12 protein-coding genes and 2 pseudogenes are annotated in these 21547 nt (G+C 72.0%); 8 read left to right on the top strand and 6 right to left on the bottom strand.

The window, feature by feature from the left end:
• Both ACWDRR_RS42140 and ACWDRR_RS42145 read right to left on the bottom strand, forming a co-directional pair.
• A pseudogene (locus tag ACWDRR_RS42140) lies at positions 1 to 212 on the bottom strand (hypothetical protein); the annotation flags it as partial.
• A 10-nt stretch (positions 213 to 222) separates the two neighbouring features.
• A complete protein-coding gene (locus ACWDRR_RS42145; protein ID WP_449777624.1) occupies positions 223 to 1536 on the bottom strand; it encodes an ABC transporter substrate-binding protein in 1314 nt (437 codons plus the stop codon).
• A gap of 642 nt (positions 1537 to 2178) precedes the next feature.
• On the opposite strand from ACWDRR_RS42145, the gene ACWDRR_RS42150 reads away from it, so the two are divergent.
• Together ACWDRR_RS42150 and ACWDRR_RS42155 are read left to right on the top strand one after the other, a co-directional pair.
• The gene (locus ACWDRR_RS42150) at positions 2179 to 3690 is read left to right on the top strand and encodes a hypothetical protein (protein WP_449777625.1); all 1512 of its coding nucleotides are present in this window, start codon (positions 2179 to 2181) and stop codon (positions 3688 to 3690) included.
• Positions 3691 to 3808: 118 nt separating this feature from the next.
• Complete coding sequence (locus ACWDRR_RS42155; protein ID WP_449777626.1) at positions 3809 to 4474, top strand: GntR family transcriptional regulator; 666 nt, start codon at positions 3809 to 3811, stop codon at positions 4472 to 4474.
• 80 nt (positions 4475 to 4554) lie between these two features.
• On the opposite strand, the pseudogene ACWDRR_RS42160 reads toward ACWDRR_RS42155, so the two are convergent.
• Positions 4555 to 4883: pseudogene (locus tag ACWDRR_RS42160) on the bottom strand (FadR/GntR family transcriptional regulator); the annotation flags it as partial.
• 463 nt (positions 4884 to 5346) lie between these two features.
• On the opposite strand from ACWDRR_RS42160, the gene ACWDRR_RS42165 reads away from it, so the two are divergent.
• From ACWDRR_RS42165 to ACWDRR_RS42180, 4 genes are all read left to right on the top strand, one after another.
• Positions 5347 to 7560 (top strand): glycosyl hydrolase family 95 catalytic domain-containing protein, encoded by a 2214-nt coding sequence (locus tag ACWDRR_RS42165; RefSeq protein WP_449777627.1) that lies wholly within the window; start codon positions 5347 to 5349, stop codon positions 7558 to 7560.
• Positions 7561 to 7628: 68 nt separating this feature from the next.
• Entirely contained in the window at positions 7629 to 8912 is a 1284-nt protein-coding gene (locus ACWDRR_RS42170) for an ABC transporter substrate-binding protein (protein WP_449777628.1), read from the top strand.
• Positions 8909 to 9814, top strand: coding sequence for a carbohydrate ABC transporter permease (locus ACWDRR_RS42175; protein ID WP_449777629.1), 906 nt, complete (start codon positions 8909 to 8911; stop codon positions 9812 to 9814). The genes ACWDRR_RS42170 and ACWDRR_RS42175 overlap by 4 nt, the downstream gene beginning before the upstream one ends.
• Before the next feature lie 23 nt (positions 9815 to 9837).
• Complete coding sequence (locus tag ACWDRR_RS42180) at positions 9838 to 10734, top strand: carbohydrate ABC transporter permease (protein WP_449777630.1); 897 nt, start codon at positions 9838 to 9840, stop codon at positions 10732 to 10734.
• A gap of 26 nt (positions 10735 to 10760) precedes the next feature.
• Here the strand turns inward: ACWDRR_RS42180 and tatA are convergent, their stop codons facing one another.
• The 3 genes from tatA to ACWDRR_RS42195 form a co-directional block, all read right to left on the bottom strand.
• On the bottom strand, positions 10761 to 11021 hold the full coding sequence (gene tatA, locus ACWDRR_RS42185) for a Sec-independent protein translocase subunit TatA (RefSeq protein WP_449777631.1): 261 nt from the start codon (positions 11019 to 11021) through the stop codon (positions 10761 to 10763).
• A 104-nt stretch (positions 11022 to 11125) separates the two neighbouring features.
• Positions 11126 to 12646: a hypothetical protein gene (locus tag ACWDRR_RS42190; RefSeq protein WP_449777632.1), complete on the bottom strand. Its 1521-nt coding sequence runs from the start codon at positions 12644 to 12646 to the stop codon at positions 11126 to 11128.
• Between the two features lie 257 nt (positions 12647 to 12903).
• Positions 12904 to 15786 carry a glycoside hydrolase family 2 TIM barrel-domain containing protein gene (locus tag ACWDRR_RS42195; protein ID WP_449777633.1) on the bottom strand — a complete coding sequence of 961 codons (2883 nt, stop codon included), beginning with the start codon at positions 15784 to 15786 and terminating at the stop codon, positions 12904 to 12906.
• A 380-nt stretch (positions 15787 to 16166) separates the two neighbouring features.
• Here ACWDRR_RS42195 and ACWDRR_RS42200 point away from each other — a divergent pair, with 380 nt between their 5' ends.
• Both ACWDRR_RS42200 and ACWDRR_RS42205 read left to right on the top strand, forming a co-directional pair.
• Positions 16167 to 18626 (top strand): RICIN domain-containing protein, encoded by a 2460-nt coding sequence (locus ACWDRR_RS42200; RefSeq protein WP_449777634.1) that lies wholly within the window; start codon positions 16167 to 16169, stop codon positions 18624 to 18626.
• Between the two features lie 118 nt (positions 18627 to 18744).
• On the top strand, positions 18745 to 21423 hold the full coding sequence (locus ACWDRR_RS42205; RefSeq protein ID WP_449777635.1) for a glycoside hydrolase family 97 catalytic domain-containing protein: 2679 nt from the start codon (positions 18745 to 18747) through the stop codon (positions 21421 to 21423).
• Positions 21424 to 21547: the final 124 nt, after the last annotated feature.

Genomic DNA, 21547 nt, shown 5'->3' on the forward strand with positions numbered 1-21547 from the left:
TGGTCGGTGCTCAGGAGCATCGACTGGACCATCGGGTAGAAGGTGAAGCCCAGGATCACCAGCAGGGCGGGTGCCACCGACAGCCAGCCGGCCAGGGCGCCGCTGGAACGCCGCCGCCGGGGCTGCCGGGCCTTCGCGGTCCGGCTCGGGCCGCCCCCGGCGGCAGGGCCGCCGGGAGGGTGGTGCACGGGGAGTTCGGTCATGGTCGTCATCGGCTTTCCGTCACTCCTTGCCGAGGGCCTGGCCGACCACGTCGTCGATGCTCTTCAGCGCCTTGTCGACGGGGGCCTGGCCGTTGACGCCGGCGACGATGTTGGCCTTCTGGGCGTCCCAGCGGGCCTGGAAGGCGTGCCGGTCCTGGAGCAGCAGGTCGGGGGTGTTGCGGCCGAGCTGCTCGAAGATGGCGTTCCAGTTGGGGTCGGCCTTGACCTTGCCGTCCACGGTGGCCTTCACCGCCGGGTCGACCTTGTCCAGGCTGTAGGGGAAGATCGCGTGGAAGTCCATGTACTGGGCGCTGCGTTCGGGGGAGGCCAGCCAGCGCATGAACGTCCCGGCGCCGCCCAGGTTCTTGCTCGCGGAGCTGGCCACCAGGCTGTGGCCGCCGACCATCGAGCAGCCGCTCTTCGGGCCGGCCGGCATCGGGGCGACCGCCCACTTGCCCGCGACCTTGTCGCCACCGGCCTGGACGTTGGCGATCACCGACTGGAAGAACGGGAACATCGCCACGTCACCGCTGATGAAGCCGTTGAGGGCGCTCGTCCCGGTGGGGGAGACCTTGTCGGTGTAGAAGGACTTCATGTAGTCCATCGCGGTGCGCCCGGCCTCGGTGTTCTGGGTCGAGGTCTTGAAGTCGGGCGAGGTGAGGGTGCCCCCGGCCTGGCAGAGGAAGCTCTCCCAGGTGGAGTTGATGGCGTTGAGGTGGTCGTCCATGCCCTTGAACTGCCAGCCGCTGACCTTCTTGCCGGCCTCCGCGGACTTGGTGGTGATGGTGGCGGCGGTGGACTTCAGCTCGTCCCAGGTCTTGGGCGGGGCGGTGAAGCCGTACTGCTGGAGGATGTCGGTGCGGTAGAGCATCACGTCGACGTCGAAGTAGAGCGGGGCGCCGTAGGTCTTGCCGTCGTAGTCGTCGACCTTGGCGAGCGGCAGGAACTTGTCGGTGTCGGCGGCGGTGTAGCCGAGCTTGTCGAGCGGGGCGAGGGCACCGGACTTGAGGTAGTCGAGTTCGAGGCCGTTGTTCATCAGCCAGACGTCGGGTCCCTTGCCGGCCGCGATGGCCTGCTTGATCTTGTCGCGGCCGTCCTTCCACTCCAGCAGGGTGAGCTCGACCTTCACCTTGTCCTGGGAGGCGTTGAACTCGTCCACCAGCGCCTTGACCTTGGTGTCCTGGCCGATCCAGTAGGGCATCGACCAGAACTTGACGGTGGTCGGGCCGGCCGACTCGGAGGACCCGCTGCCGGAGGAGCAGGCCGAGGCGGCGAGCGCGAAGGCGGACGCCAGCGAGACGGCGGCGGCGATTCTACGGCGGAGTGGTGCCATGGGTGGGTCTCCTTGTGCGACGGGCTGCGGCTGGGTCGGCCGTCCCGGTACGTGCGGGGGCAAGGACTGCGGGCCGGTTCGGCGTCTCGGGCGGCGAAACGCCACTGTCACGTACCGACCTGACGCGTAACGTATGCGATATACGAAATGAGCGCCAGAGTGTGTTGCCGTTTCGTGTTGTTCACGAGACCGTCCGTAGGCCGGAGCGTCACCTCGGGCCGGGACGGCCGGTGCGTCGCACTCCGCCGGGTGCGACGCACCGGGGCGCCGTGCCGCCATCGCCCCGGTCGGGAAGATCGCGACACTTCCAGCAGAGCCGGGCGGGTCGTAGGTAATCAATCCGGATGACTACGCATGTGCGCCGCCGGGCCCCTGGTTCTCGCGGGCGAGGCGGGTCGGCCGCGGTTCGCGGGATTCGCCGGAGGCGGTTCGGTGACGCCTCTGGTGCGTTAGTCGTATATCGCATACCTTGGCCCCCGCGTCGGCGAACCCCGGGGGCCGCCGCTGCCGCGCCGGGCGCCGTCAGGGCCGCGTCGGCGTCCGCAGCCCGCCCGCCCTCGGCCACCGGTCCGACGGAGGTGCCGCCGGCCGTGCCGCGGCCCGCTCCGCACCACCTCCCCCACCCACCCAGGAGGCCCCGCAATGCAGCGACCCGAATCCACCCGCCTCAGCCGCCGGACCCTGCTCCGAGGCGCCGCCGTCGGTGGCGCCGCCGTGGCGGCCGCGCCGCTGGTGAACCTCTCGGCGGCCCGGGCCGCCGGGCTCGACTCGGGCGACTACACGATCCGCTACGACAACGGGGCCCGGCAGACCATCAAGGGCCTGGGTTTCGAGATCCAGTCCGATTCGATCGGCTCGGGCAACAACGGCATGCCCGACCTGGTCAGCGGCGTGCCCTACGACCTGACCCCCGGCGAGCGCACCCGCTTCTACCAGCAGATGCTGAAGATCCGCTCGGACCGGGGCTTCCGCTACTGCCGCCTCGCCCTCGGCCTCTACCACCGCGGGGTGACCGCCGACGGCAGGCGCCTCGTCGACCGCTACGAGGGCCAGACCGCGCTGCTCGCCGAGATGATCAGCCAGGCCGGCATCGAGGGGGTCGCCGCCGAGTACTGGTCCCCGGCCCCCGCCTGGAAGATCAACAACAGCCTGGTCGGCAAGGCCCCCGACGGCAGTCCGTACGGGCTCGCCTCCTTCGCCCCGGCGGACCTCGACGCCCTGGGCGATGCGATGGTCGCCGACCTCGACCACCTCGCCACCCGCGGCGTGCCGATCAGCATGTGGGGCCTGCAGAACGAGCCCGACTCGCCCGCCTCCTACTCCTCCTGCTTCTACGACGCCCCCCAGTACCTCGCGGCGTTCAAGGCGGTTGCCCCGAAGATCCGCGCCAAGTACCCGAACGTGATGATCCAGGCCGACAGTCGCGGCGGCTGGAGCGGCGTGCGCGGTCAGGCGCTCATCGCGGACGCGCAGGCACTGCGCTACGTCGACGCCTGGACCTACCACCGGATCGGCACCAACGCCGACGAGCAGATCACCGGCGACTACACCTCGGGCGCGCTCGGCCGGCCGGTCTTCAACAACGAGTTCGAGTACCTCCACCCGACCAGCTCGTTCAACCGGACGATCAACACCGCCCACTCGATCATGAACTGGATGACCTTCCAGAACGCGCCCACCTGGTTCTGGCTGCACGCCCTGAAGCCCACCACCAACTCCGAGTCCAAGGGCTACTCGCTCGGCTTCTGGCGGCCCCCGGGCGACACCGACTTCAGCCGCTACCCGAACATCAAGCCCGGTCACTGGGACTTCAACCCGGAGAACTGGAACGCCGTCGCCGGTTTCGTCCGGTACCTGCCCTGGGACTCCGTGCGCCACCACGTCGAGGAACCCGTCCACGACGACGGCAGCGCCTACACGGATCACCGGATCATGGCCTGGAAGACCGCGCAGGGCAAGCAGATCTTCGCGCTCACCAATCGCTCCTCCAGCCGGTCGTTCACCTACAACGTCGACACGCAGACCGCCGCCTCCTTCCAGGGCCACCGCTACGGGCCGACCACCCACGGCCAGACGCTGAGCACGCTGACCGGCCCCACGCTCGCCCTGACCGTCCCGCCGCTCTCCATCGAGTTCTGGGTCCGCAACCCCTGAGGGCCCGGGCGTCGGCCGGTCCGGGCCGGCGCGGCGGCGCCCCGGACCGGCCGACCCGGTGCATCGTGCCTGCTCGGTCACCCTTCGCTTTCCTGGGCATATCGCATACGATGAACGGGTGACACAAGCGAACTGGGCCCGGCTGCCCGTAGTGAAGAGCAAGGCCGACCTCGTCTACGACAGCCTGCGCGCTGCCATCGCCGAGGGTGACCTCAAGCCGGGTGAGCGCATCAACATGGACGAGCTCGCCCGCAACCTGGGCGTGAGCAAGATCCCGATCCGTGAAGCCGTGAAGCGGCTGGAGGCGGACGGTCTGGTGACGGCCCGGGTCCACTCGGGTGTGACCGTCGCCGAGGTGGACGCGACCGAGATGCGCGGGGTCTTCCTGGCCCGCGAGGCGATCGAGGGGCTGGTCGCCGGCCTCGCGGCGGAGCGTGTCACCGATGCCCAGCTGGCCGAACTGGACGCGGTCCAGCAGCAGATGCGGGGGCGGCTGGGTACGCGCTCCTTCCAGAAGCTCCCGGAGCTGAACTCCGACTTCCACCGGATCCTGGCCGAGGCCGCCGGCTACCGCGTGCTGACCGAACTGACGGACCAACTACTCCTCACCGTCCGCCGGCACCGCATCGCGGCACCGATGGACCCGGACAACTGGGCGGAGGTCATCGCCGAGCACGACGAGATCATCGCCGCCCTGCGGAGCCGCGATTCCGAGGCGGCGGCACGGGCGGCCAAGGCTCACATCAGCGCACAGGCCGACCACGAGGTCGCCGACAAGGCGTGAGCCCGCCGAGGCGACCGGCGGGCCCGGTCACCTCGGTGCGCCGCCGCGCCCCGCGACGGCGGCGGAGGGGGGCGCGGCTCAGTCCCCGCGAGTGCCGTGGCCGCGGGTTCGAGGAGTCGCCGCGCCTCGACGAGTTCCAGCAGGGTGTTCCCACTCGGCAGTTCCACCGCGGAAGAGAGGCCTTCCAGGAGCGGGCCCGCTGCCAGGCTGGTCACGTAGGTGCCGTTGCCGCGCCGGATTTCGAGGACCCGTGCCACCACCAGGGCCTCGACGGCCTCGCGCACGAGGCTGCGCGAGATGCCCGGCGCGGCCGCGAGGTGCTGCCCGGGGGGCGGCTTGGCACGGGGGGCAACTCGCCGGACCGGACGCGTTCGCGGATCCGGGCGATGGCCATGTCGGTCAATGACATCCGTGGATTCCTCGGCGGTCGGGTGACACGCGGCGATGCGTGCGGTCCAACATTGCCAGACATCCCATTGCCGGGGAGTGGTGAACGGCGGATCGGCCGAGGAGATCGATGAACGATCGGCCACCAACTGGCAAGTTCGTGATTTCTTGTGCACGGGTCTGGACAGGACAGGGCTGACTCCCCGACAGTCATCCCATGTCTCGGCTGCATGGCGGGTGCCGATCGACCGTTGATCCCCGCATGCCTTCCCGCCTGACCGCTCATCTCCGCACGCCTTCCGCCTGCCGTTCGCAGGCCATCGCACACGCCTTGAAGGGCTCCTGCTGATGAACCGCACCATCGGGGTCGAAGCGCTGGACGTGCGCTTCCCCACCTCCCACGAGCCCGAAGGCTCCGACGCGCACAGGCCCGGACCGAGCCGACCGGAGCAGCCGTGACCGGCACGCGGCCACCGACTCACCCGGTGCTGGAGGACCGTCTCGCCGCCGGCTCCGGCTGGCGGGACTTCCTGAGCGGGCTCGACCCCCTCTGGCGGGCCGTCCCCGGCAGCTTCTACGACGGCCCCTTCCTCGGCAACGGCGGCCTGGCCGCCTCCGTCCGCCGCCCGGAGGGCGAAACCCGCCTCCGCCTCGTCCTCGGCGACAGCCGGGTCCGTGACCACCAGGACGTCGGCGGCCCGCTCTGGGGCGGCACCCGGTTGCCGGTCGGCCACCTCACCCTGTGCACCGAGGGCGAGGTGACCGGTGTGGACCTGCGGCTCTCGCTCTGGGAGGCCGAACTCACCGGCACCGTCACCACGACCAGGGGAACGGTCGCCCTCACCGCCCTCGTCCACGCCGAACGCGACCTGTTGATCGTGCGCTGCCGCCCGACGGCCGGTACCGAACAGGTGACCTGGACCTTCACCCCGGCGCCGGCCGTCGCCCCCCGGGCGGCCTTCTACCCCGAGCAGCGGCCGGCCGGCCTCAAGGACAACCCGCCGCCCGTCCTCACCACGACCGGCTCCGGCGGCAGCTGCGTCCAGGACCTCGCCTGCGGCGGCCGCACCGAGACCCGCTGGCGCACCACGACCGGGCCGGACGGCACCACCCTGCTCTGCACCGTGGCCCACAGCGCCACCGGTCCCACGGCGAGCGACACCGCCGCCGAGACCCTGGCCGGGGCCGGGCGGACGACCACCGACCGGCTCACCGAGACGCACCGGGAGTGGTGGCACGCCTACTACCCCAAGAGCTTCCTCTCCGTCCCCGACGCCCGGCTGCAGAGCTTCTACTGGATCCAGCTCTACAAACTGGCCTGCGCCACCCGTGCCGACCGGCCCGTCCTGGCCACCCACGGCCCGTGGCTGGAGCACACCCCCTGGCCCGCCGCCTGGTGGAACCTCAACGCCCAGCTGGAGTACTGGCCGATCAACGCCTCCGGGCACCCGGAACTCGACTCCCTGCGCACGGCGTTGGAGAACGGCGCAGCCGGCCTGCTGGCCTCCACCCCCGAGGCCTACCGCGCCGACTCCCTGGTGATCGGCCGCGCCAGCCAGGACGATCTGCGCAGCGAACCGGCCGGCGTCCCCGGAGGGACCTGGCCCCTCCCGGAGATCGGCAACCTCACCTGGGCCCTGCACACCGCGTGGCTCGCCCACCGGCACACCATGGACGAGCCCTACCTGCGGGACACCGTCGTCCCGCTGCTGCGCAAGGCCGTCAACTATTACCTGCACTTCCTCACCGCGGACGAGCAGGGCGTCCTGCACCTGCCGGCCACCCACTCCCCGGAGTACGGGACCACCGCCGACTGCAACTACGACCTCGCCCTGCTGCACTGGGGCTGCCGGACCCTGCTGGACGCGACCGCCCGGCTCGGTACCGCCGACCCGCTGGCCCCCACCTGGCAGCACGTGCTCGACCGCCTCACCGCGCCGCCGCAGGACCCGGACGAGGGCCTGTGGATCGGCCGGGACCTGCGGCTCACCAGCTCCCACCGGCACTACTCGCACCTGCTCTGGTTCCACCCGCTCCACCAGCTCGACCTCACCGCCCCCGCCCATCGCGCCCTGCTGCGCCGCAGCATGGACCACTGGCTCGGCCTCACCGGCGAGCTCCGGGGCTACAGCTTCACCGGCGCGGCCTCGATGCACGCCCTGCTCGGCGACGGCGAGTCGGCACTGCGCGGACTCGACGAACTCCTGGACGTCCACGTCCGGCCGAACACCATGTACGCCGAGACCGGGCCGGTCGTCGAGACACCGCTGTCCGGGGCCCGGAGCCTGCACGACATGCTGCTGCAGAGCTGGGGCGGCGTCCTGCGGATCCTTCCCGCCGTGCCGGACGGCTGGGCCGACGTCACGGTGCACGACCTGGTCGCCGAGGGCGCCTTCAGGATCAGCGCCTGCCGCCGCGACGGCGCCACCCGCTGGATCCGGATCCACAGCGGGGCGGGGGAGCCGTGCCTGGTCGCGCCGGGCCGACTGTCCGGGCCGGCGGACGTCCGGGCGCTGGGCGACCGGCCCGGCCCGGCCGGCTGGACGCTGCGCGCCGACGGCCTGCTGGAGATCGCGCTGCCGGCGGGCGCCGAATGCCTGGTGGTCGCCGCCGGGGACACCCCGGACCTCACGGTCGAACCGGTCACCGCTCCGGCCGGTTTCCGCTGGGGCCTGCCCGCGGGCCCCGACCTCTCCTGAGCGCGTCCACCACCACCTCCCACCACCACCCACCGCCCACCACCCACCAACGAAACGGGACCTCGCCGATGGCCACGCACTCCCGCACCAGACGCCTCCTCCTCGCCGCCGCCGCGGCCGCCCTCGCCCCGGGCGCGTTGAGCGGCTGCGCCGCCGGCGCCGACGGCGGCGCCTCCTTCACCTACTGGTCGATGTGGAACCAGAACGAGCCGCAGGCCAAGGTCATCCAAGCGGCGGCGGCGAAGTTCACCGAGGACACCGGTGTCAGGGTGACCATCCAATGGCAGGGCCGCCAGGTCATCCAGAAGATCACCCCGACCCTGAAGAACGGCGCCGCGGCCGATCTGGTCGACAACTCGGTCAACGCGCTCGGCGCCCTGGTCGCCGCCGGCCAGAGCACCGACCTGAGCCCGGTCTACGCCGCGCGGATCCCCGGCGAGGCGGGGACCGTCGGCGACGTGATCCCGGACAAGTACAAGACCTACCTCAACGACCGCGACGGCAAGCCGTTCATGGTGCCGTACTCGGTCGCCACCGAGGGCGTCTGGTTCAACGCCGCCGCGTACCCCGAGCTCGCCGCCGGTCCGCCGAAGACCTGGGACGAGCTCGTCACGAAGCTCGACGCCATCAGGGCGACCGGAGTCGCCCCGATCGCCCTGCCCAGCAACGACCCCTACTGGACCCTGCTCACCCTGCAACGCCAGCTCGGCACCGACGGCGTCCGCGCGCTCGCGGCCGACCGCAGCGGCGCCGCCTGGGACGACCCGAAGGTCCGCGCCGCCGTCGGCAAGGTCGAGCAGCTGCGCAAGAACTACTTCATCAAGGGCTACGAGTCCACCCAGGGCACCCAGGCGCAGACCAGCTGGGCCCAGGGCAGGGCCGCGCTCTACCTCAACGGCACCTGGGTGCCGGGCGAGAGCCGGCCCAACGTCCCGGCCGGCTTCAGGTACGGCAACTTCCAGCTGCCCGCGATCGACGGCGGCAACACCGCGGTCGGCGTCAACTTCTTCGGGTTCGCGGTGCCCAGGACGGCCAAGCACGCCGGCGACGCGCAGAGGTTCATCGCGTACTTCATGAACAAGGACCGCCTGGCGGGCATCGCGACCCAGGCCCTGAACATCACCCCGCGCGCCGACATACCGGCGCCCGAGGAACTCGCCGCGGTCGCGAAGGCCATCGACGGCAACGACGTCTACGCCGACCAGGCCCGGTTGTTCGTGGACTACGCCGCCTGGGCCACCAAGGCGTACACCCCGAACGTGGTCCGCTTCGTCCAGGGCGTGACCACGGCGGACGAGTTCGTCGCCCAGACCAGGCAGGCCTCGGTCGACTTCTGGAAGGCCAACCCGTGAGCGCGACCGCGTACTCGCCCCTGGAGCGGCGCTGCGCACGGATCTTCGGGCCGTTCGTGGCACCGGCGACGGCCCTGTACACGGTGCTGTTCATCGGGCCGACCCTGTACGCGATGTACACCAGCCTCACGGACTGGGACGGCATCAACGCGCCGCGGTGGGTGGGCACCCGGAACTACACCCAGCTGCTGCGCGACCCCGCCTTCGGCTCCGCCTTCGGCAACACCCTGAAGATCGTGTTCGGGGTCGGCGCGGTCGTCTTCGTGCTGAGCTTCGGCTTCCTGCTGATGCTGCGCGAGATGCGCGGCCGCAGGCTGATCCGCGGGGTGGTGTTCCTGCCGCACATCGTCTCCTCCGTCGTCCTGGCGATCTTCTGGGGATCGCTGCTCAGCCTCGACGGCCTGGTCAACCGGGCGCTCGGGCGGCTGGGGATCGACGCGGTCCAGTGGCTGCGCCCCGGCTGGACGACGAACGCCGTCCTGCTGGCACTGGTCTGGATCAACACCGGCTACTACGTGACCATCCTGATGGCCGGCGTCGACCGGATCCCCGACTCCTACTACGAGGCCGCCCGGCTCGACGGCGCCAACGCGTGGCAGCGCTTCCGCCACGTCACGCTGCCGCTGTCCTGGGACGTGACCGCCGCCGCGGCGGTGCTGTGGACGGTCACCTCGGTCAAGATCTTCGAGTTCATCCTGGCCTTCGGTGGGAACCAGGGCGCCCTGCCCCCCACCTACCAGTGGAACAGCGCCCTGTTCGTCTACGGCGAGACGGTCGGCGGCATCACCGCGCTCAACCAGTTCGGCTACGCCGCGGCCTCCGCCGTGACCATGCTGGCGTTCGTCGCCGTCCTGGTGGCCGTGCTGCGGCGGCTGATGCGCCGCGACGCCCTGCAGTTCTGAACCCTCCGACGAAAGGTGCCGCGATGACCACCGTCACGACCGGGGAGGACGGTCCCCGGGCCGCGATCCGGAGCACCCGCCGGAGGCGGGCGGCCGCCGTGCTGGGCCGGCTGCCCGGGACTGCCGCCGTCTGGCTGTTCACCGGGTTCTGCCTGTTCGCCTTCGCCTACCTGCTGATCGGCTCGCTCAAGAGCAGCCGGGACGTCCTGGAACACCCGTGGTCGCTGCCCACCGCGCTGCACTTCGAGAACTGGTCGAGGGCGTGGAACGACGGCGGCTTCGGGCCCGCGTTCGCCAACTCGGTCCTCCTGGTGGTCGCCGCCTCGACGGTGACCGTGGTCGTCGCCGGCCCGGCCGCCTACGTGCTCGGCAGACGGCCGGGCCGGGTGTCGCACGGCCTCGGCCTGTACTTCGTGCTCGGCCTCGGGATCCCCGTCCAGGTGATGGTGCTCCCGCTGTACGCGCTGATGAACCGGCTGGGGCTGATCGACAGTCTCTTCGGCCTGTTCGTGCTCTACGTGGTGACCTCGCTGCCGTTCACGGTCTTCCTGCTGACCTCGTTCTTCGCCTCCCTGCCGGCCGAACTGGAGGAGGCGGCCGCCCTGGACGGGGTGTCCGCGGCGATGACCTTCTGGCGGATCATGCTGCCGCTCGCCCGGGGCGGCCTGGTGACCGCGACCCTGCTCAACGCGATGGCGATCTGGAACGAGACCCTGCTGGCGCTGATGTTCATCCAGACCGACGACAGGTTCACCCTGCCGCTGGCGCTGCTGAACTACTTCCAGCAACAGCAGTTCACCGGCTCGGACTTCGGCGCCCTGTTCGCCGGGGTGTCGATCTCCATCCTGCCGATGATCGGGCTCTACGCCTGGCTCGGCCGCCGCCTCACCGAGGGGCTCACCATGGGCGCCGGCAAGTGACCCGGACCTGAGGGCCCAGGCAGACCTCAGGCCGCCGGGGCCGGCTTCGCGGCCTCGGCGGCCTCGGTGACATCGGCGACGCCGGCCGGCTCGACGGCCGGGAACGGACCCGGCACCTCGTCCGGCCGGAGGTCGTCCTGGTGCAGGGCCCGGGTCTCGGCCTTCAGGATGCGCACCGAACGGCCGAGGCCGCGGGCGAGTTCGGGCAGCTTCCTGGAGCCGAACAGCAGGGCGATCGCCGCGACGACGACGAGGAGGTGCCAGGGTTCGAGAGCATTGCGGAGCATCTTCGCCCACCGGTCCCTTCGTGGGGTGTCGTAGGAGGGGGAATCAGGGGGCCGGGCCGGCCGGCCGGTGGTGTCCCGGCGTGCCGGCCCGACCGCGGCCCGGGTCAGGAGTTGCGGACCCAGAACTCGATGGACAGGGGCGGGACGGTGATCTCCAGCGTCGGGCCGGTCTTGTTGGCGAGGCTCTGGTCGGTGGTGGCCGGGCCGTAGCGGTGGCCCTGGAAGGTTGCCGCGGTCTGGGTGTCGACGGTGTAGGTGAAGGGCTCGGTGGCGGAGCGGTTGGTGAGGGCGAACACCGGCTTGCCGGCCGTGGTGCGCCAGGCCATGATGCGGTGCTCGGAGTAGTAGGAGCCGTCGGTGTGCAGGGGCTCCTCGACGTGGTAGCGCACGGAGTCCCAGGGCATGTACTTCACGAAGCCGGCCACGGCGTTCCAATTGCGCGGGTTGAACTGCCAGTGGCCGGCCTGGAGGTCGGGGTAGTGGCCGGCGCTGAAGTCGGTGTCGGCCGGGGGGCGCCACAGGCCCAGTGAGTAGTTCTCGGACTCCGAGTTGCCGATGGGCTTGAGCGCATGCAGCCAGAACCAGGTCGGTGAGTTCTGGAAGGTCATCCAGTTCATGATGGACTGCGCCGTGTTGATGGTCCGCCAGTCCGTCATCGCGCCGCTGAGGTACTCGAACTCGTTGTTGAACACCGGCCGGCCGGCCGCGCCGGTCACGTAGTCGGTGGTGATCTGGCCGGTGCTGTCCGTGCCGATCTTGTGGAAGGTCCAGTTGTCGACGTACTGCATGGCCTGCGGGTCGGCCAGCAGGGCCTGTCCGTAGGCGCCCTTCCAGCCGTACTGGCTCTCCGCGTTGATGATCGCGTTCGGGTACTTGGCGCGGATCTTCGGCGCGACGGCCTTGAAGGTGTCGCGGTACTGCGCCGGGGTGTACACGCAGGAGGAGTAGGGCGTGCCGTTGTCGGGCTCGTTCTGCAACCCCCAGTAGCTGATCCTCAGGCCCTTGGCCGCGAGGTGGTCGAGGTCGGCGACCATCGCGTCGCCCAGCGCGTCGAGGTCCGCCGGGGCGAAGGAGGCGAGGCCGTAGTCGGTCTTCTTGTCCGGGCTCTCGCCGACCAGGCTGTTGTTGGTCTTCCAGCCGGGGGCCGGGGACCAGTACTCGGCCATCAGGCCCTCGATGCCGGCCTGGTTCACCATCTCCGCCAGCAGGTCGGTCTGCCCGGGGTAGCGGTCGACGAGCCGCTTGCCGTCGGCGGTCACGCCCCGGTGGTAGAGGCCGAGCGCCAGCCGGCAGAAGCGGAAGCCCCGGTCGGAGCGGCCGGCCTTCAGCATCTGCTGGTAGAAGCGGGTGCGCTCGGAGGTCGTCAGGTCGTACGGGACGCCGCTGACCGCGTTCGGCAGGCCCCCGTTGCCGGAGGCGATCGAGTCGGACTGGATCTCGAAGCCGAGGCCGAGGATGGTCTGCTTGGCGGCCTGGTCGAAGCGGATCCGGTAGCTACCGGTGGAGATGCCCGCGGCCTGTGCGCCGGCCGGGTTGATCGCGGGAGCCAGGGCCGCGGTGGCACCGGCGGCGAGCATGCCGCGCAGGACGGACCTGCGGTCGACGGGGTGGGACATTCCGGTCACGGGGGGCCTCCATGGGTGGGGGAGGGTGATGGGGATGCCGTGCGCGCGGGCCCGTCGCAAGGCCCGGCGCCGGCAGTGGTGAGAACGTATTCGATATACGAAAGTTTGGCCAGGGTCTGGTCGGAAGCTTTCCTCCCGGCCCGGTGTCGACGTGTGCGGGGCCTCGTTCCGCTCCACACGGCAAGCGCGCAGCACGAGGCCGAGGCGGCTCCCCCGCGATGGGGACCCGCCTCGGCCTCGTTCCGCTTCACACGGCCTCAGTCGTCCGTGGTGGAGAGGACGAACGAGAACTCCGCGGGCGCGGCGGCCAGCCGGTACCCGGGCAGGACGCCGGGCCCGCAGGACGCCGAGCCGATGCCGTGCTGGGCGTGGTCGAGGTGGAGCCAGACCGTGTCGCCCGGCACGAGGTCCGGCCGGTGCCGGGCCGCGTCGAGCTGCTCGGTGGTCCAGCGGCGGGCGGCGAACCAGAAGAGCGGCTCGCCCTCGATCCGCACCCTGGCGCTGCCGTCGGTCAGTTCCACCCAGCGGACGTCCGCCCGGGCGCCGTTCTCCTGCGGGCGCACGTACGGGGTCTGCAGCTCGTCGATGCTCATCGCGTAGCGGCCCGGCAGGGAGGCGGAGCGGCTGTCCGGATACGCCTCGCCGGGCCCGCCGCCGAACCACCGGGCCCGGCCGAACCCGGCCGGCAGGCCGAGACGGATGCCCAGCCGGGGGAGCGGCACGGTCCACTCGCCCTCGGGCGTGACGGTGACGGTCAGGCGCAGCCGGTCCGCGTCGGCGGTCCAGCGGTAGGCGGTGCGCAGCGCGAGGGAGGTGGCGGCGGGCGCGACCCTGGTCCGGACCGTGAGGGTGTCCGCCGTCCGGTCGATCCCGTCCAGCCGGTGGTGCAGCCGGTGCAGGCCGAGCCGGCGCCACTGCCGGTCGAGTTGTTCCTCGGGTCGCCACTGCGGCCCCTGGTCGTTGTCGGTGGGGGCGCGCCACACCTCCAGCCCCGGGCCGGTCACGGGTACCGGCCCGAGCGCGGTGAGGGCGCCGCTGCGGGCGTCGAACACGGCGGGGCCGAGCAGGATCCGGCCGTCCGCGGCCCGGGGTGCGAGACCGCGGGCCGCCGGCAGGGCGCGCCGTCGGCCGAGGGGGATCCGGCCCCAGGCGACGGTGTGGCCCTCCGGGGCCCAGGGGGCGTCCTCGGCGAGCACCGCGCGGACGGTCCAGCCGGCCTCGCCGTCGCCGCCCGGGCGCCGCGGCGCCGGGGGCAGCTCCACCTCGGCGGCCGCCCCGGGGTCGAGTGCGGGTACGGCGAGGACCCCCTCCAGCGCCGGAGCGCCCTCGATGTCGTAGGAGTACGTGAAGGCGAGCCGCGACAGGTCGGCGAAGTCGTGCAGGTTGGTCACCCGGACGGTGCCGGCGGTGGTGCCCGCCTCGATGCGGACCGGTTCGATCACCTTCTTGAACTCGGTCAGGCCGGGGGAGGGCGTGCGGTCGGGGAAGAGCAGGCCGTCGCAGACGAAGTTGCCGTCGTGCAGTTCCTCGCCGAAGTCGCCACCGTAGCCGTGACCGTGCTCGGGGTGGGCCAGGCCGTGGTCGATCCACTCCCAGACGAAGCCGCCCTGGCAGCGCTCGTACCTCTCGAACAGCCGCTGGTACTCGGCCAGCCCGCCCGGGCCGTTGCCCATCGCGTGGGCGTACTCGCAGAGCAGGAAGGGGAGTTCGCGCCGGCGCGCGGGGCCCCCGTCCTCCCGCCGCCCGATCCGCTCGACCTCGGCGTGGTCGGCGTACATCCGGGAGTAGACGTCGGTGTCCCGGCAGGACGGGTCGCCCTCGTAGTGCAGGGGCCGGGACGGGTCACGGTCGCGGATCCACCGGGCCATGGCGGTGAGGCCCCGGCCGGTGCCGGCCTCGTTGCCGAGCGACCAGAGGAGGACGCAGGGGTGGTTCTTGTCGCGCTCGACCGTGCGGGCGGCGCGGTCGAGCAGGGCCGGGGTCCAGCGGTCGTCGTCGGCGGGGTTGCCCCGCCAGCCCGAGGGCTCGAACCCGTGGGTCTCCAGGTCGCACTCGTCGACCACCCAGAGCCCGAGTTCGTCGCAGAGGTCGAGGAAGGCGGGGTGCGGCGGGTAGTGGCTGGTGCGGACGGCGTTGATGTTGTGCCGCTTCATCAGCAGCAGGTCGGTGCGCATGGTGTCGCGGTCCAGCGTCCGCCCGGTGACGGGGTGGAACTCGTGGCGGTTGACGCCCCGGAACAGGATCCGCCGCCCGTTGACCTTGAGCACCCCGGCCTCGACGGCGACCGTGCGGAACCCGATCCGCAGCGGGATCCGCTCGCCCGGCGTCACCAGCTCGGCGGTGTACAGCCGCGGGGTCTCGGCGGTCCAGGCCTCGACGGCGGCGGTGGCCCGCTCGCCGGTGGCGAGGTCGAGGCCGAGCTCGGGCACGGTGACCCGGCCCGGCACCCCGCTCTCGACGCACAGCGTGCCGGTGCCCGAGCGGTGGTCGTACGCGGCGTGGACGAAGAAGTCCCCGGCCGCCCCCGCGGGCCGGTGCAGCAGCGTCACCTCGCGGAAGATCCCCGGCAGCCACCACTGGTCCTGGTCCTCCAGGTAGCTTCCGGACGACCACTGGTGGACGCGGACGGCGAGCACGTTCCCGGCCGGGCGCAGCAGGCCGCCGACCGGGAGCTCGTGCGGCAGCCGGCTGCCCTTGAACTCCCCCAGCCGGCAGCCGTTGAGCCAGACGCGGGCACACGACTCGACCCCCTCGAAGCGCAGCACCGCCTCGCCGCCGGTCGGCCAGTCGTCCGGCAGGTCGAAGTACCTCAGGTGGTCGCCGGTCGGGTTCTCGGTCGGCACCCTGGGCGGGTCGACCGGGAACGGGTACAGCGTGTTGGTGTACGCGGGTGCGCCGTGCCCCTGCAGTACCCAGTGGCCGGGTACGGCGAGTTCGTCCCAGCCGGAGGCGTCGTGACCGGGCTGTGCGAAGGACTCGTCGTGGGTGTCGGCCGTGGGGGAGAGGCGGAAGCGCCAGCTGCCGTCCAGGGCGACCCGGGGGGCGGTCGACTCCGCGTACCAGGCCCGGGGCGCGAGGCTGCCCGAGCCGGGTGAGAAGTCCTCCAGGTGGGCGGGGCCGGTGTTCTGAGGGGAGGTCATGGGTCCTCTCGGAGGGGCGGTGGCCGGAGAAGAGCCGTGCGATCGAGCCGGCGGCCCGGGCTGCCGACGGCGCAGCGGTCGGCCGCAAGCCATCTTGGGGATCCTCGCGGATCGGAGTCAAGGCAAACTGATTGAATGACCTGAGAGTTGATTATCTGATGGTCAATCGGTCCGATTGCATTGACCGGATCACATGACCGACCTATCGTCCTGGCGGGGCACCCCTGTCGCAGGGTGTCCCCACGGACCGTTTCCGGCAGGCCAGTTGCTTCGCCGCCGGCACGGCTCACCGCTCCGCGCACCCCGGCAGCACCACACGATTCGCGTGATGCCGCTGCCCGCTCCGCCGAACCCGGCCACCCCCAGGTTGGAGATCCCGCATGCGCACCCCACCAAGCCCGTCACGAACGGCCCACCGGACACCCGTCCCCGCCCTCGCCGCCCTGGCGCTCTGCTTCGCACTGCTCCTCGCCTGGAGCGCCCCGCCGCCCGAGGCGGCCGCGGCTCCCACCGCCACCGCGATCACCGTCGACGGCGGCAGCGCCGGCCGCACCTTCGACGGCGTCGGCGCGATCAGCGGCGGCGGTGGCAACACCCGGCTGCTCCTCGACTACCCCGAGCCGCAGCGCTCGCAGATCCTCGACTACCTCTTCACGCCCGGGCAGGGCGCCGCCCTGCAGCTGCTCAAGGTCGAGATCGGCGGCGACACCAACTCCACCGACGGCGCCGAGAGCAGCCACGAACACACCCGCGGGGCGGTCGACTGCCAGTCGGGATACGAGTGGTGGGTGATGGAACAGGCCAAGCTGCGCAATCCCGCGATCAAGCTGTACGGCCTCTCCTGGGGCGCGCCGGGCTGGATCGGCAACGGCCACTTCTGGTCCCAGGACATGATCGACTACCTGATGGACTGGCTGGGCTGCGCCCGGCAGCACAACGTGGGCATCGACTACCTCGGCGGCTGGAACGAGCGGGAGTTCGACGCCTCCTGGTACAAGAAGCTGCGCGCCACCCTCAACGCCAAGGGCTACGCCGCCGTCAAGGTGGTCGGAGCCGACGACAGCTGGGACATCGCCACCGCGATGCGCAAGGACGCCGAACTCGCCGCCGCCGTGGACGTCGTCGGCGCCCACTACCCCTGTCAGTACCGCTCGGCGATGACCACCTGCGCCAGCAGCGCCGACGCCCGCGCCACCGGCAAGCAGCTGTGGGCCGCCGAGAACGGCTCCGACGACGCCCACGCCGGGGCACCCGCCATCGCCCGCGGCATCAACCGCGGCTACCTGGACGCCAGGATGACCGGCTTCCTCAACTGGCCGCTGGTCGCCTCGATCTACCGCAACCTCGACTACAGCACGATGGGCCTGGCCATCGCCGACCAGCCGTGGTCCGGCGCCTACAGCATCGGGCGCAGCACCTGGGCCACCGCCCACACCACCCAGTTCACCCAGCCGGGGTGGAAGTACCTCGACACCTCCTCCGGCTACCTCGGCGGGAACCGCGCGAACGGCAGCTACGTCAGCTACCGCTCGCCCGACACCTCGGCGTGGTCCACCGTCCTGGAGACCATGGACGCCACCGCCGCGCAGACCGTGACCCTCAAGGTCTCCGGTGGGCTGCCGGGCGGATCCCTGCACGTCTGGTCCACCGACCTGTCCGGCCCGGCCGCCGCCGGCCGGATGGTCCGTGCCGCCGACCTCACCCCAAGCGCCGGGACCTACACGCTGACCCTGCGGCCCGGACACCTCTACACCGTCACCACCACCGGCGGCCAGGGCGCGGCCACCGCGACCGGCCCGGCGCGGTCGCTGCTCCCGCTGCCCTACACCGACGGTCTCGCCGACGCCGGCACGGGCCGGGAGGCGCGGTACTTCGCCACCATGAACGGTGCCTTCGAAACCGCGCCCTGCGCCGGCGGCCGGTCCGGGAACTGCCTGCGCCAGCAGGCCCCCGCCTCCCCGATCCGCTGGACCGACGAGGCGTCCAACCACCCGTACACCCTGATGGGCGGGCTCGACTGGTCCGACTACACGGTCAGCGCGGACACCCTGCTGGAGCAGCCCGGAAGCGTGGAGGTCCTCGGCCGGGCCGGTACCCAGCGCCACAACAACAAGGGCCTCAACGCCTACCACCTGCGCCTGTCCGACACCGGCGGGTGGTCGCTGACCAGGTCCGACGGGAACTGGGCCTTCACCACCCTCGCCGAGGGCAGGGTCACGGCGCCCGGGACCGGCACCTGGCACAACCTCGCGCTGGCCTTCCAGGGCAGGACGATCACCGCGCGGATCGACGGCGCGGTCGTCGGCACCGCCCAGAACGGCGACTACGGCGCCGGCCAGATCGGGCTCGGCGCCGCCGGCTACTACGGCGTGCAGTTCGCGAACCTCGCCGTCACACCCGGTGCCGGTGCCGCCCTGGACGGGACGTACACCCTGGTCAACGCCGACAGCGGCAAGGTCCTCGACGCCTACGGCCGGGGCACCGCCGACGGCACCCCGGTCGTCCAGTGGGACGGCAACGGCGGTGCCAACCAGCAGTGGCGGCTGGCCGCCGCCGGGAACGGCTACTACACCGTCACCGGTGTCGGCAGCGGGAAGGAGCTGGCCGTCGCCGACGACTCGGTCGTGCCCGGTGCACGGCTCGACCTCCGGACCGGCGACGGCAGTACCGGCCGGCAGTGGCTGGTGGCGCCGTCCGACGGCGGCGGCTACGTCCTGGAGAGCCGCTCGGACGGACAGCTCGCCGACACCGGTGGTTCGAAGAGCAACGGCGCCAAGGTGTCCCAGCAGCCCGCCAACGGCAAGGCACAGCAGCGCTGGAAGCTCCTCCCCGTCCGCTGACCGCGACACCGCGCGGGCGGCCGCGCCTCCGCCCTGACCACCCGTCACCCCGCACCCGTCACCCGTCACCCGTCACCCGTCACCCCTCACCCCGCATCGAGAGCAGGGAACCGATTCGATGAAGAGCTCGCAGTTCCGATTCCCACCCGCACTGGCCACGGTGGTGGCCGCGGCCCTGGGCATCGCCGGTCTCACGGCCCCCGCCGCCCGTGCCGCCGACCCGGCCCGGACCTGGAGCGTCGGGCAACCCGGCACCCCGTCCGGCCCGAGGCTCACCGCCGTCGTCGCGCTCGACGGCCGGGGCGCGCTGACCCTCGGCGTGCGGCGCGGCGACACCACCGTGCTGGAGCCCGCGCCGCTCGGCCTGGTGACCGACCGCGCCGACCTGTCCACCGGCCTGAACCCGCAGGGCCGGTCCGACCGCCTCGTCCACGAGGACTACCACGCCACCACCGGCAAGCGCCTGGACCGCGCCACCACGATGACCGAGTCCCGGTTCTCCTTCACCGGCGGGCGGGGAACGCGCGTCGACCTGGTCGTCCGGGTCTCCGACCAGGGCGTCGCCTACCGTTACGACCTGCCCGCGACCACCGGCGGAACGGTCCAACGGGAGGTGTCCGCCTTCCAGTTGCCCGGCGACGCCACGGCCTGGCTCACCCCGTACGCCCCCGGTCACGAGAAGCACCACGGCCGGAGCACGGCGTCCGGCGCCGCCACCGGCTCCTTCGGCTACCCCGCGCTGTTCCAGGTCCGCGACAGCTACGTCCTGCTCTCGGAGTCCGGCGTGGACGGCCACTACGCCGCGAGCCGGCTCGACCACACCGCGGGCAGCGGCCGGTACACGCTGCACCTGGACGACACCGACGTCGACATCAACGGCCCGCTGACCACGCCCTGGCGCACCGCGACCGTCGGGGACCTGGCGGGCGTGACCGGCTCGACGTTCACCGACGACCTCGCACCGCCCTCCCGCATCGCCGACACCTCCTGGATCAAACCCGGGAAGGTCGCCTGGTCCTGGCTCGCCGGCGCCCGCGGCGTCCAGGCCGACTTCGAGGCGCAGAAGTCCTTCGTCGACTACGCCGCCGCCCACGGCTGGCCGTACACGGTCGTCGACGACGGCTGGGCCGGTCAGACGTGGGTACCGGATCTGGTGCGCTACGCGCGGGAGCGCGGCGTCGGGATCATGCTCTGGATGCACTGGCACGACCTGGACACCCAGGCCGAGCGGGACACCGTGCTGACCCGGATGAACGACTGGGGCGTGGTCGGGTTGAAGATCGACTACATCGAGTCGGAGGCCCAGGCGCAGTTCCGGTGGTACGACGACATCCTGAAGGCGACCGCCGAGCACCGGCTGATGGTCACCCTGCACAGCTCGACCATCCCCAACGGGATGCAGCGCACCTGGCCGCACGTCGTGACCATGGAGGCGGTCCGCGGGGCCGAGTACAAGGGCGCCTCCATCGACGACATGACGACCATCCCCTTCACCCGCAACGTCGTCGGTTCGATGGACTACACCCCGATGGACCTCCAGCGCAGCGGGCACCCCAACTCGGAGGCCGCCGAACTCGCGCTGACCGTGGTCTACGAGTCCGGCTTCCAGCACCTGGCCGGCTCGTTGGACGTCTACCGCAAGCGCCCCGAGGCGGAGCGGTTCCTGGAGCAGGTGCCGACCGTCTGGGACGACAGCGTGCTGGTGTCCGGCCGCCCGGGGGAGGGCGCGGCCTTCGCCCGCCGCAGCGGCGACCGGTGGTTCATCGGCTCGATCGCCGCCGGCCCGGCGCACACCGAGCGGGTGCCGCTCGGCTTCCTCGGCAGCGGGGGCGGCAGCCGGCTCGTCGAGGTGATCCGCGACGGCGGCAACGGGCTCGTCCGTGAGAGCCGCAAGGTCCTCCCCACCGACGTCCTCGACGTACCGGTGCCCGCCAACGGCGGCTTCGCGGCGGTCGTCTGCGCCGACCGGCCCGGCCGCACCACCTGCGACGACCCCGTGGAGCGGGTCGCGCCGGCCACGCTGACACTGTCCTCGGCGAAGGCCGAGCTCGACCCGGGCTCCACCACGAAGGTCGACGGCCGCTTCACCGTGGACCGCTACGGCCCCGTCACCGACGTCTCCGTGCAGATCGACGCCCCGGCCGGATGGCGGGCCGAGGGCACCGGCACCTCCGCGGCCACGCTGTCCGCCGGTGAGGCCATCACGCCGAGCTGGACCCTCACCGCCCCCGCCGACGCGGCGCCCGGCACCGGCCACGACCTGGTGGTCACCGCCCGCTACCACGTCGTCCGCGGGGGGACCACGGTCGCCGTCACCAAGCAGCGCACGGTCCGGGTCCTCGTCCGTCACCCCGGCGCCGTGTACGTCAGCGAACTCCCCTTCACCGCCGAGACCCCCGGCCACGGCCCCGCCGAACGCGACACCTCCAACGGCGAGTCCAAGGCCGGCGACGGCACGACGCTGCGCATCGGCGGCCGGGCCTTCGACAAGGGCCTCGGGATGCACGCCAACGGCTCCGTCACCGTCCACCTCGGCGGCGCCTACCGGCGCTTCACCACCCTGGTCGGGGTGGACGACGAGGTCGCCGCCGGCGGACGGGGCAGTGTCGTCTTCGAAGTCGTCGCCGACGGCAGGGTCGTCGCCACCACCCCGGTGATGACGGCGCAGAGCCCGGCCCGCAGCATCGACGTCGACACCTCCGGCGTCACCGACCTCGTGCTCCGCGTGACCGACGCCGGTGACGGCCGCTCGTACGATCACGCCGACTGGGCCGACGCCCGCGTGATCAAGGCCTGAGCACCCACCCGAGCGGGCCCCGACCACCACCCCGGCGCCGGACGGGTGAGCGGTCGGGTGCCCCGGGCCGGCCGCCGGCCCCGCTGCTCCGCCCCGGTGCCGGTGCACCGGCACCGGGGCGGAG

The organism is Kitasatospora sp. NPDC003701 (assembly GCF_053587085.1).